Source organism: Cyanobacteria bacterium GSL.Bin1 (assembly GCA_009909085.1).
In the GTDB taxonomy this organism is placed as follows: Bacteria; Cyanobacteriota; Cyanobacteriia; order Cyanobacteriales; family Rubidibacteraceae; genus Halothece.
Genome location: JAAANX010000181.1, coordinates 1 through 12,037, shown reverse-complemented (window position 1 = coordinate 12,037; position 12,037 = coordinate 1). Strand labels below are relative to the sequence as shown.

Here is a 12,037-nt window from a genome sequence, read left to right as displayed (position 1 = left end):
AGTCTTGTCGCCTTCAGGGACGTTCGGTGATTACTTTTTTCCAACAGGCTTTGCAAAGTCCTCTCACCGGTGAGCCTTGTCCTTCTCTCATTCCCCAGTTTTGCCACACCTGAATCCTTACAGAAATAGCAGCAATATCATTAATTTCATTAATTTGAAAACGGTCTGTATCGAGGATCTGCAAATTTTCTCTCGGCGTAAAGCCAAAAAATTGGTTAGCAGTGATCGAAATTTCTCCACCACTTCCTTGTTGGGCATTGGCAAGAATGTCGCTATTTCCCTGACCAGTTAGCGTATTAGTATTGATATTAATATTGCCTCCAACGCCTGATTCGGTAGAAGCAGTAATTTGCCCTCGATTCGCTAGAGAAATCGAATTACTATCAATCACAATATTTCCGGCATCACCAGTTCCTTCATTATTGATGTTAATAAAACCACCATTGCTGAGAGTTAAGGTGTCATTATCAACAATGGTGATATCGCCCGTATTGCCTTGAGGACGAGGAGGGAGATCAAAAATGTCCATTAAGGCAGGAGAGGCAATTTCAGCTGCAGAAGTAATCTGAGCTTGAGTGAAACCATTTTCGTTTGAATTCGCAGGGCTATCAACTGTTATATTCGTTGCATCGATAATAATATTGCCACCATCGCCTAAGCCATTCGTTGTTGCATTAATACGTCCGCTATTCTTTAACCTTAAATGCTCCGTTTGAATGTGAACTTCACTAATGTTTCCGGATATTGTAGAATTAGCCCCAATACTACTAGCAAATACGCTTTCCCGATCTAAATCAGAGCTAACAGTAAAATTCCCTTCGCTGGTAACACTATTACTGAAGTTGGCAACAACATTGCCAGTATCACCAGATGCTTGGCTTTGAGAAAGAATAGTGCCTCCCTTTTCAACGTTTAAAGTCCTGCCAGTGAGAGTAACACTACCGGCATTACCTTTACCAACTGTCCTAGTCGATATGCTACTAGGAAGAGGTTGATTGGGAAAAGGAGGGGTTCCAATTATCGTCAACCCTTGCCCACTATTAATAATGACATTTCCACTTCCACCTTCACTAAAAGTAACAGCACTAATAGTAGAGAAGTTTTCAAGATGAACATTGTTAGCCACACTAAATCTAATATCACCGCCTTGACCAGCAGCAAAACTTTGTGTCCAAATACCTGGTGTTGCTATTCTATTCTCACTTGCAAAGTTGCTAAAGTTAGCTGAGGTAGTTACGCCATTTAACTGCATCGAACCAGTAAGGGTAATATTAATACTCCCAGATTGGGCATTCCCAAAATTGGAAATGATAATATTGGAAGCACCAGTTTGAAATAAATTCTGTCCTTGCAAAGTAATGCTTCCCCCAGGTGTACCGCTACTACTAAGTAAACTGCGATTATTCATTTGAATATCAGTAAAGTTAGTTGCACCAGGATATTGAAATTGAGGAACTGCTTTGGACAAATCCAAAGCAACAACTCCTGAATTAATACTACCGAGTTCAACGTGACCAGAAGGGGCACGAATTAACGCACCTTCAAGAGAAATACCGTTGCCAAAAAGAGCAATCGTTTGACCAGGAACTATATCAAGTCCTGGTGGTTGATTAGGAGGAGCAGCCTCCATAGTAGGAGTTTGAAAATTAGGTGTTGATCCCGTTTGATGCCCTTGGTCACGAATCGTAATTGAACCGGTTTTAGAAGAAAAACCGAGTCCTACAGGAACACGAACAGTGAGATTCGGGGAATTAGGAGCAGTTGTGTCCCAAGAAGTCCCATTTTGAAACTGAATGTTATTAGCCGTAGCAGCAGTAAAACTACCTTGCAGATTGAGAGTAGCCTCAGGACCAAAAATAATGCCATTGGGGTTGAGTAGAAAAAGATTAGCAGCCCCTTGAACACTTAATGTCCCATTAATCTGAGAAGGGCTATTGCCAGTAATCCGCGAGAAGATATTGCTGATATTTGCAGGATTAGCAAAAATAACTGCTTGATCCGAACCTACATTGAATTGCTCAAAGCTGTGGAAAAGATTTTTCCCTCGTTGCGCTCCCCCAGTGATGGTTCCTTGTTGATTGATTTGTGTAGATTCTCGGCCTTGGCTGTTATCGGGAACAATTTGTCCTACAGCAGGAGTAGGGAGTAAGCTTAAAACTAGGGAAAGCGGAATAACATTAACAGATAACTTCATCATAAACGGGCGAGCTGAACTTGCAAATTGTCTTTAGGATGAGGAAAAGGAAGAGGTACAATATCAAGGTTTTGTTTCGGAAAAGTCCATTGGTAGTTCTGTACTAATTTTTCTGTAAACAGCCGCATTTCTAGTAGAGCAAGGCTTGCTCCTAAGCAACGACGCTCTCCCCGACTAAAGGGAAGATAATGGAAGGGATCTGGTTCAAGTTGAAACCGCTCAGGTTGGAATTGATAAGAATGGGCGAAATCTTGGTAATGACCATAATCTACCTCGAAAATAATAAACCAATCTTTTGGAAATCGATATCCTCCGTATTCGCAATCAGCAATTACAGTCCGAAATCCGCCATTAACGGGTGGGATGCGACGGAGCGTTTCTTTAACAATGCAATCTATGTAGTCTAAAGAAGCAGTACGACTCTTCTCCAAAACGTCCGGGTTTTGCTCTAATAATAAGCATAACGATGTTAAACCAGAAGCCGTTGTTTCATGCCCTGCCGCGAGAAGATTGAGAAGTTGGTCTTTAATTTCTTCTTGGGAAAGCCCGTTCCCTTCATCATCTTTCACCGTCAATAAACGTGTTAAGGCATCATCTCGGTCACCTTGGCTTCGGCAACGTTCAGTAATGATTTGATCTAATTTTTTTAGGATACGAGTGCGACTATTAAGAGCTTTTTTCGTTTTAGTTCCAGGAAACGGTGGTGTTAGATTAAAGAGTCCTTGACTCCAAATTTTTAGCTCTTTTTTCAAAGTAGGATTAGTGTTTCCAATAAACAATTTGCAAGCAATATCGAAACTATAGTCTTGTAGTTCTGGATACCAAGCAAATGTTTTCATTTCTTCCCACCTTTGGAAATATTGATCGGTTGTCTCTTTAATAACTGATTTTTGGTTCTCTAGATATTGGGGAGAAAAAACTTTGCTAATCATCTGGCGACGGTGACGATGGAGTTCACCCGACTGAGCAGGTAGGGATTTACTACCAAGCAATTCTTTGATATTACCAACCGGGACACTTTGAAAGTATCGATTCTCGTTTTTCAGAATAAAGTTACAGGCATCGCCACCTGCCACATAAATTGTCTTTTGCCCGAAAATAGACGTTTTAAAAAGATTGCCATACTTTTGATGACGCTTTTGGCTAAAGCCTTGAACATTCAGTAATAATGGTATCGTTTCATTAATGAGTGGCGGTCCAAATGTTCCTGGAGGAAGCGGGAGAGAAGAAATATCGGTTTGCTTAGTATCCATATTTAACTTTTCAATAAAATCAAACTTGCCCAATTGGAAACCGGTGTTCCATCTTTAATTTGCCGAATCATCACCTCTTGCAAAGCTTCAGCTTGACTAACTTGGTCAAGACGGCGATAAAACCCAGTCATTAACTCCACTGTATTTTTGTTATCTGGTAATGTCCAGAGCGTCCCCAAAACATTTTTTGCTCCCGTTTGCACGCCGATCCCTGCCATGCCTAATACAGATCGCCGATTTCCCGTTGCGGTTTCACAAGCACTCAACACCAATAATCGCAAGGGGGGACGATTACTTAATAATCTGTAAAACTCTGTCATAGGAAGTGGACGGTTATAGGTTAAAAGATAGGAAGTATCAATTGTTCCCCCAAAAATGCCGTGAGAGGCAATGTGTAGCGCATTGTACTCTTTATCTTGCAGTTGTTTTTTAAATTGTTCGCTCGTAAAGGCGTTATCTAAGAGTTGTTTCCCACCCATTAATATTTGAATTTGCTCAGTTTCAACCTTGACATTGGGAAGACGACTACCTCCGTTACGAGGCTTGCTAATTCCAGCAATAAGGGGGGTCAAGGTCTTAGAGGAAGGTTCAATGCGATCTAAGCCTAGGGTATTGCTGATCGCATAGTCTTCAACTAAGTAATTTTCCCCATCATAGAGAGCCGTCATGGGAATGTTCCTGAGAAAATTATCATGATTAAAAATTAGGGTATCAATTTCATGTTCAGAAAGCTCTGGTTCAATAGGAGCAATGAGCCACTCATAAAGCTGTTTCCCAGTTTGTCGGTGTTTGGTACCAGTTAGGTTGTAAATTTGTTGCTGATAGGTTTTGAGGGCTCGCTCAAGCGTCGCTTCTGTTACCGAAACGCTATAGGATCGAAGTTCCCCTGTGGGGAGTTGGAGGATGAGGTAGGTTTGCTTAGGAAAAGTGATTGTCGTAACTGTTGCTTGGTTTTTTGGCTGTTCAGGTGATTCCGGCTGAAGATTGGGGCAGGGAAATCCTAAATAATTTTCCAGTTGGGCAATTTTTAAGTTACCGATTATAGCAAGCGCTCTTTCTAACTGTTGAGAGTGATCCGAAGCGAGTAGTAATTTGAGGTAATTCCGATAAAAGATTTCCTCACCGGCAACCTTCCCTTCAAGTTGCTCTAGGGTTTGGCTTGCCTGTTGGTAGGAAGAGAGGGCGCGATGTTCGCTACGCGAACCGGCGGAGCCATCGCGCTGCCTCGTTTGGCGATACAGTTGAGCAGCTAGTCGTTGCCCTTGGTAGAGCAGATTTAAATCCATTTCCCTTTGCGCTAGCAGTTGGGCTTGGTTCACAGCAGCTAAGGCAGCTTCATGATTTTCCCGACCTCGATGAGCCTGAGCTAGATTTAGCTGCGCTTGAGCTTGTAAATTAGGAGCATCTAATATTTTGGCTTGCTGAATGGTTGTTTCTAGAATTGAGATTTGCTGCTGTGGCAGATAGGAACTGAGCTGAATTTGCTGCTGCAGCCGAAATTGAGAGGAGGGAAGGGATTGGAGATCAGCGAAAATCTGAGAGGCTTGGCGGGCAATAATGAGTCCTTGATCTAAGGCAATTAGCTGCGCTTGAATTCGGTTGTTTCCAGTAGCTGCGTCTAAACTGCGTCGAGTATACCGAGTCGCCTGCTCTTTCGCGGCTTGTTGCTGAATTTGCAACCGTCGTTTTTGCTTTTTTACAACATCACTGAGAGCGCGACTCGAACGAGATGACATAGCAACCGTTTGTGATTGGGGAGATTCTTCGATCAAGGCAAGCGTTTGGGCACGAGATTGGGCTAATTTAGCATAACTTTGGGCAAGCCCGATCGCGGCTTGCGGAGAAGCATGAATTTGATCGCTTTTTTCATAGGCTTCAATGGCAGAGTTAGGAGCATCTTGTAATAAATAACTATTCCCTAACAATCCCCAAGCCATTGCGGTCTGCTCTGGAGATTGAGCAAGGCGGATCGCAGCTTGAGCTTGGTTTTGGGCTTTTTGGGAAGCACCTTGGCTCAAATAGGTTTGAGTTTGCTCAACAACAGCTTGAAAAGATGTCGCCCCAGCTAGCAGCAAAGGGGAACTTAAAATTAAGAAACTCCAAATCACTCTCAGCATTAAAGGCAAAGAATAGCATCATTTAAAGATGATACTTCAATAATTGTTGTTTTTAAGTTCACTGTGCGCCAACGGTGCACATAAAAAAAGAGTTAAAAGAAGATTAATAGTGGGCTAAGAAGGAAAGGCAAAAAATTATTCCCTCTCGCCTCAACAATTTCCTGGAGCTTGCCTTTCCTTCCTGCTAATATTTTAATCTCACTGGATCACTGACAAGGGCGAGAGCAAGTTGCCAGACCTTACCAATGGAAAAACTCTCGCAATGTTAAGTCGCGAGATCTGGCAACCCTTGTCAGATTTCGGATGGAGGAGTTGAGGGTTGGGAGAAACAGTTTTGCTTAAGTGCTTATTTTTAGCGTAACAACACAAGTACTTATTAATCAACTAATTTGCTTAATTTGCTTTCTAAAGTTAGGACGATACTCCAAAAGCTCATATGGCAAAACGCCTAAAGCTTCACACAATCGGTCAAGTGTATCCAGGCTTACGTTTCTCAATTCACCTTTAGCCGCTTTTACTTCAAGGCGACTCAAAGTCTGAGGTTTGATTCCCATCATCTCTGCGAGTTCTATTTGGGAAAGACCTCTGTATTCCCTAATTTCTCTAAGCTTCAGTTTCACAGTCATTTCCTCATTTTCTCCAATTGAATTTTAGCATATAAGTTGATAATTAAGTACTTGTGTTGTTACACTAAAAATAAGCAGTCAGGAACTGCATCAACCCAAAACCAAATAGCTAACCACTTGTAAACCTTATTTTGGAGTTAATCATGGTTTTAGCAACCAATAAAAAATTGGGCTTTGATGCGCCCGAGGCAACTAACCAAACCGGCGCAAACAAAACCCTGCATTCTACCCCAAGTTTAGACCAGAAACCTTCCCTCTTTCCAGTCCCAACTAAATACGAGTTGGTTTGGCAATCGCTCAAAGTAGATGGTGAGGGAATCCCAGAGGAAACTTTAATCACTGAAATCTTCCGCCGTCCGTCAAAAACGGAAGTACAGGAAATGAAGAAACGTGCTCACACTTGTGGCTGGTTTCTAGCCTCTTATTCTCGGAAGCCCTATTATCCCACTGATGACGAGTTTTAACTAAGGAGGCAAGCCCCCATGATGGGGGCTGTTTAACCATGAAACCTAATCAATCTGACCCTTCCTTTATCGCTTGGTTATTCGCCTTTATTTGCTGCTTTCTTTTAATCATTCCGCAATGGAAAAATCAATCATGATACACACTAAAACCAGAACCAAGAAAAAGCATAAACAATCTGCTGACAAGTTCCAGCTAGCCCTCTTTTGTCACTTTCCGAGATAAAATGATAAGAAAACAAAAGTAAGAACGAAGAGGGAAGCGAGTCTTCATGATGGATGTAGCTTTACAGATTCGTCAACACCTACGGCGAGACCCAGAACCCACCAGCGCGATCGTAGACAACTATTGTCACTACTATCAAGACTTGTTTCAAGATGTGAGAAATTATGAATGCTTTAAATCTTTACATTTAGGACTCATCGCACCAATTCAACGAAAATCTCTACCAGAAATCGCCAAAGTCGTCGGGATTATTTCCGCACAATCTCTACATCACTTCATCGCCAACTCTCCTTGGTCAGTGGAACAACTAAGAGAGAGAAGATTACAGAAAACCAAAGAAGCCTTAAAGGGAAAAGCGATTACAGTAATTATTGATGAAACTGGAGATAGAAAGAAAGGAAACCGTACCGATTATGTCGCTAGGCAATACTTAGGAAGCCTCGGCAAAATCGATTCTGGTATTGTCTCGGTCAATGCTTATGGAGTCTATCAAAATATCACTTTCCCCTTAAAGTTTAAGGTGTTTAAGCCCAAAGGAACTCTCAAACCGGGAGATCAATACCAAACCAAGATTGAATTAGCCATAGAACTGATTAAGGAGTTAATTGATTTTGGTTTTAACATTGACCTAGTTTTAGCAGATAGCTTGTATGGAGAAAGTAGCGATTTCATCAATACCTTAACTCGCCATCAACTCTCCTATGTGGTTGCTATTAGAACTAATCATAGTCTCCTGCTTCCTCCAGGAGAAAGGGTGAGAGGCAATAAATGGTGTCAATTTACCCGAACGTTTAGTGATCACCGTTCCGAAACCAGATACATTCGAGAAATTATTTATGGCAAGAGAAGAAAAACTACTTATTGGTATCTCACAACTGACCCAGAGACTCTGCCAAGTAACAGCACTTCTTTTGTCATGACCAATCTTCAAGGGAAAGTCAAGAAAAAACTAGGAGACCTTTATGGATTAAGAACTTGGGTCGAATATGGGTTTCGCCAATGCAAGCAAGAATTGGGTTGGACAGATTATCGTTTCACGAACTTTTCCGAAATCGAAAAGTGGTGGGAAATCATTTACTGTGTTTATTTAATGGTGAGCTTACAAACACCAGTTTTTCGCTCTCTAGATCGAAGTGAGGATAGTGAGAGTGAGGAAAAACAATCAAGTCATAGCTCTAGCCAACATCCGAACTGGAAGCAGGGAAATAGTTGGAAAGATGCCTTAAATAATCTACGTTTAGTCATGCAACCATGGTTCTTATTTTGGTTAGTTGTTCCTTGGCTAGACCTGTTTTCTAATGAACATTTGTTATGGGGATTTCAGCATTTATTTTCTTGTCTTAATCAAGTTTAACCAAGTTTTTAAGCGTTGATCTCAACTCCTGATTTCTTACTTCTTGGTTCGGAAAGTGACAAAAGAGGGCTAGTCACAGACAAAATCATCACCCTCATAAAACAAGGCACTTGCCCTTGGCAAAAGCCTTGGCACAGCATTCCCTATGGAAATCTGATTACTAAGCATAACTATCAGGGGCTTAATCCACTTCTGTGTTCACTTGACCTCATGCTTTATAAATGGGAAACTCCCTTGTTTGTGAGCTTTTATCAGGCTAAGCAGAAAGGCTGGGCAATTAAAAAGGGAAGTAAAGCCACTTGGCTCCGTTGGGGTAGCACGTTCTCAGTCGAGGTTGAGGACAGTGAAACAGGAGAAACACGGCAAGAGAGCAGAAATGCAGGAAAATGGCACAATGTCTTTAATATAGCCTGCCTTGATGATTCGGAAGCAGACGGAAAAATTGCTGACTACTTAAATCAGCATGAAATAGATGGCAATAATACTGAACCTCGTATTGAGGAAGCAGAAAAACTTATCGCTAAGCAAAATGCTGCGGTTAGTTTTGGTGGCGATCGCGCTTGCTATTCTCCTCAGCAGGACAAAATTCAGATGCCCCGCTACGACGATTTTTCTGGGGCTGAGGCGTACTATGCCACTTATTTCCACGAACTAACGCACTGGACAGGGCATCCCACACGCCTAGATCGCCTTGAGCCGGAAGAGAACGTTGTTAAGACCTACAGTTCTAGTACCTACGCTTTTGAGGAGTTAGTTGCTGAATTAGGCGCAGCGTTTATTTCTAACCAACTAGAAATTACGAGCCAAGTTGAAAACCATGCCAGCTACTTGGATAGCTGGTTGCACTTGCTCAAAGGTGATAAAAAAGCTTTTTTTAAAGCAGTGCAGAAAGCACAGAAGGCAACCCAGTTTTTAATGCCAGAGATAGAAAACAATTAGACACGGAGAAAGTGTGTTAACCAAGAACTACCTTATACAAATTTTCCCCTTTCTCAAATCAAAATTTGGGTAGAATCTAGGACTATATCCGGTGAGGGTTGCTATATCGCAATACTACCCACTGAGCACTAATTTTTCGTGCCTCTCTCAATGGCAGTGAGAGAGGCAAAACCTAACAACATGATCAATAATAGAGTTACTGAACATGATGCAATGTAAGCATAACACAAACCCCCTTCACCTTAGCACGGGAGGCTAGGCTCATCCTCACCTTCGCTCCAGTCTCCCGCTAGGGGAGCGTTGAGAGGGATCGCGAAGGGGTCGATACAAAGCCATGCTAGTTACCTAAAACCGTTAATAAAGGAGAGAATTAGTCTCTCCCTTTTAAGTAAAGAATTGAAGCGCAGAAGAATAGAAATGGATAGTATTAAAAGAGAACTCGATACATTTTTTCAGAATTTTCAACCTCCAAATAACGCTATTATTTTCATTAGGAAAGGAGTGGCACCAAAACCAGGGTAAACGCATCAAATTAAAGATTGACACCAGATTCAAACAAGAGAGAGCTTTCAAGACAAAGTAAAAACCCAAAGTGGTGAGAGAATCAGATTAAACAAAATAGGAAAAATTTGATGTCCAGTTCTCACTTACTTGCTGTCTCGATCCAACAACACTTTGGGCAAATTCCTGACCATCGGGTCAAAGGACGATGTGAGCATCGATTCCTAGACATAATGACAATTGCTCTGTTAGCCGTTTTAGCAGGAGCTGAGGGATGGCAAGGAATAGAAACCTATGGTCAAGCTAAGAAAACCTGGCTCAGAACCTTTCTGGAGTTACCCAATGGCATTCCTTCTCACGATACATTTCGGCGTGTCTTTGCTCAAATTGATCCCGAAGCAATGGAATCAAGTTTTCGCCACTGGGTAGGTACTCTCATAGAGCATCTCGGCTCAGAGGTCATTGCCATTGATGGAAAAACGGTGAAAGGCTCTTACGACCGAAATCATAACCTAAAAGCTTTACAGCTAGTCAGTGCTTGGGCGGATGAACATCGCTTGGTGTTAGGTCAAACGGCAGTAAACTCTAAATCAAATGAAATTACTGCTATTCCGTTGCTACTAGAACAACTGGATTTAACAGGAACCATTGTGAGCGTGGATGCTATGGGAACTCAGACAGCAATTGCTCACCAAATTCATCAAGGGGGAGCCGATTATATTTTGGCATTAAAGGGAAATCAAGGTCGCTTATCTCAAACAGCTCATAATTGGTTTGAAGGCTTTGAAAGACAAGAATTTGACCCGGAAATGGTCAGTGATTACTTCCAAGGGGTGGAAAGTGGACATCACCGTACCGAAACCCGTCAAGTTTGGGTGTTTCCGGCAAAGGAAGTTTTTTCTTCATCAGTGTGTTCGAGTTGGTCTGGTCTTCAATCATTAGTAGTGATTCGTAGTCAGCGTCGTTTGTGGAATCAAACCACTTGTGAAACTCGCTTTTTCTTGAGTTCCCTGGATACGGATGCTCAATCATTTGCTCGTTATCTTCGCGCCCACTGGGGAATTGAAAATTCTTTACACTGGTGTCTTGATGTAGTCTTTAGTGAGGATGCTTCTCGGATTCGTACCCCTCAAGCTGCTCACAATTTCAGTTGCCTGCGACGATTGGCTCTCAATCTCCTGCGTCAACATCCGGGAAAGGAAAGTTTGAAAATGAAGCGCTATCGAGCTGGTCTTGAGGATACTTTTTTACTGTCTATTCTCTCTTATGCCTTTAGTTCTGTTGTAACACAAAAGGCTTCTTAATTTTGATGCGTTTACCCTGCAAAAACGGGAATTTTTATTGTCTTAGATGAATTAGGGAAAAATCTAGAATATGCAGCTTATCAAGGGGGAACAGAAGACTTATATTTACTGCAACAATTAGTTGAACTTCCTGAACAAAAAGAAACTCCAATTTATGTCTTAGGGATTCTCCATCAAGCCTTTGCTGAATATGGGCAGCGCTTAGCGACAGTTGAACGGAATGAATGGGCAAAAATCCAAGGGCGCTTTGAAGATATCCCTTTCACTGAGTCCGCAGGGCAGATGATGCGCTTAATTGCGAGGGCGATTGATCATTCGGAAACCGAACCGATCGCGTGTGCTTTAAATAGTTATGCCCAAGAATGGTCAGGTCAGATTCAAAATATAATTGAAAGCGAAGAATTTTCCCAAGAAATCATTAGTGGCGTTTATCCCTTACATCCTCTCGCAGCATTTGTTTTACCGATTCTCTGCCGTCGTTACGCACAAAATGATCGCTCTTTATTTACGTTTTTAACTAGTGCTGAACCTTACTCATTTAAACGGTTCTTAGATGAAGTTTCTGTGGAATCTGATGTTTTACCTACTCTGAAATTAGATCAGGTATATGACTATTTCATCGAAGCAGCAGGAATGGGGTTAGCCTCGCGACCGAATCTTCAACGGTGGGTAGAAATTCAAGATTTAATTGCCGATGCGAAACATCTCGATACGGATTATGTGAGAACTCTCAAGACCATTGGCATCTTGAACTTAGTTACCGTTACGGGAGAATTACGGGCGACTCGTCACTTAGTTCCCCTTGCTTTGTGCGATTTCCCTAATAGTGAAGCAGAAAGTAACACACAATATTGGGATGGGGTGATTGAACAGCTTCTCCAGAAAAATCTAATTACTCACCGTCGTCAATTAAATGAACTGCGACTTTGGCAAGGGTCTGATTTTAACGACGTGAGCGAGAATTCCCCCATCTTAACGAAGTAGATGGGGGATGAGAGCGAACTTAGAACGAAGCCTGATCTATTTGTGTTATACTTTATTTATCACTGAAAAGTTTTATTG

8 protein-coding genes and 1 pseudogene are annotated in these 12,037 nt (G+C 41.9%); 5 read left to right on the top strand and 4 right to left on the bottom strand.

From position 1 onward, the window contains the following. Window positions 1-13 precede the first annotated feature (13 nt). The 4 genes from GVY04_20690 to GVY04_20675 all read right to left on the bottom strand — a co-directional run bounded on the left by GVY04_20690 (window position 14) and on the right by GVY04_20675 (window position 6,190). The gene (locus GVY04_20690; protein ID NBD18456.1) at window positions 14-2,197 is read right to left on the bottom strand and encodes a filamentous hemagglutinin N-terminal domain-containing protein; all 2,184 of its coding nucleotides are present in this window, start codon (window positions 2,195-2,197) and stop codon (window positions 14-16) included. Beyond that, the gene (locus GVY04_20685; protein NBD18455.1) at window positions 2,194-3,447 is read right to left on the bottom strand and encodes a cytochrome P450; all 1,254 of its coding nucleotides are present in this window, start codon (window positions 3,445-3,447) and stop codon (window positions 2,194-2,196) included. The genes GVY04_20690 and GVY04_20685 overlap by 4 nt, the downstream gene beginning before the upstream one ends. A 2-nt stretch (window positions 3,448-3,449) precedes the next feature. Further along, window positions 3,450-5,564, bottom strand: coding sequence for a CHAT domain-containing protein (locus GVY04_20680; GenBank protein ID NBD18454.1), 2,115 nt, complete (start codon window positions 5,562-5,564; stop codon window positions 3,450-3,452). A gap of 380 nt (window positions 5,565-5,944) precedes the next feature. Beyond that, window positions 5,945-6,190 (bottom strand): helix-turn-helix domain-containing protein, encoded by a 246-nt coding sequence (locus GVY04_20675; GenBank protein ID NBD18453.1) that lies wholly within the window; start codon window positions 6,188-6,190, stop codon window positions 5,945-5,947. 143 nt (window positions 6,191-6,333) lie between these two features. On the opposite strand from GVY04_20675, the gene GVY04_20670 reads away from it, so the two are divergent. The 5 genes and pseudogenes from GVY04_20670 to GVY04_20650 all read left to right on the top strand — a co-directional run bounded on the left by GVY04_20670 (window position 6,334) and on the right by GVY04_20650 (window position 11,941). Beyond that, the gene (locus tag GVY04_20670; GenBank protein NBD18452.1) at window positions 6,334-6,654 is read left to right on the top strand and encodes a hypothetical protein; all 321 of its coding nucleotides are present in this window, start codon (window positions 6,334-6,336) and stop codon (window positions 6,652-6,654) included. A gap of 272 nt (window positions 6,655-6,926) precedes the next feature. Further along, window positions 6,927-8,231 (top strand): IS701 family transposase, encoded by a 1,305-nt coding sequence (locus tag GVY04_20665; protein NBD18451.1) that lies wholly within the window; start codon window positions 6,927-6,929, stop codon window positions 8,229-8,231. An 18-nt stretch (window positions 8,232-8,249) separates the two neighbouring features. Continuing rightward, window positions 8,250-9,170, top strand: coding sequence for a DUF1738 domain-containing protein (locus tag GVY04_20660; GenBank protein ID NBD18450.1), 921 nt, complete (start codon window positions 8,250-8,252; stop codon window positions 9,168-9,170). A gap of 632 nt (window positions 9,171-9,802) precedes the next feature. Beyond that, window positions 9,803-10,975 (top strand): ISAs1 family transposase, encoded by a 1,173-nt coding sequence (locus GVY04_20655; GenBank protein ID NBD18449.1) that lies wholly within the window; start codon window positions 9,803-9,805, stop codon window positions 10,973-10,975. A gap of 18 nt (window positions 10,976-10,993) precedes the next feature. Beyond that, a pseudogene (locus tag GVY04_20650) lies at window positions 10,994-11,941 on the top strand (hypothetical protein). Window positions 11,942-12,037 lie beyond the last annotated feature (96 nt).

Bases quoted from the DNA above. Each gene is read 5' to 3' on its own strand.
- GVY04_20690 (NBD18456.1), bottom strand. From the start codon at position 2,197: ATGATGAAGTTATCTGTTAATGTTATTCCGCTTTCCCTAGTTTTAAGC.
- GVY04_20685 (NBD18455.1), bottom strand. From the start codon at position 3,447: ATGGATACTAAGCAAACCGATATTTCTTCTCTCCCGCTTCCTCCAGGA.
- GVY04_20680 (NBD18454.1), bottom strand. From the start codon at position 5,564: ATGCTGAGAGTGATTTGGAGTTTCTTAATTTTAAGTTCCCCTTTGCTG.
- GVY04_20675 (NBD18453.1), bottom strand. From the start codon at position 6,190: ATGACTGTGAAACTGAAGCTTAGAGAAATTAGGGAATACAGAGGTCTT.
- GVY04_20670 (NBD18452.1), top strand. From the start codon at position 6,334: ATGGTTTTAGCAACCAATAAAAAATTGGGCTTTGATGCGCCCGAGGCA.
- GVY04_20665 (NBD18451.1), top strand. From the start codon at position 6,927: ATGGATGTAGCTTTACAGATTCGTCAACACCTACGGCGAGACCCAGAA.
- GVY04_20655 (NBD18449.1), top strand. From the start codon at position 9,803: ATGTCCAGTTCTCACTTACTTGCTGTCTCGATCCAACAACACTTTGGG.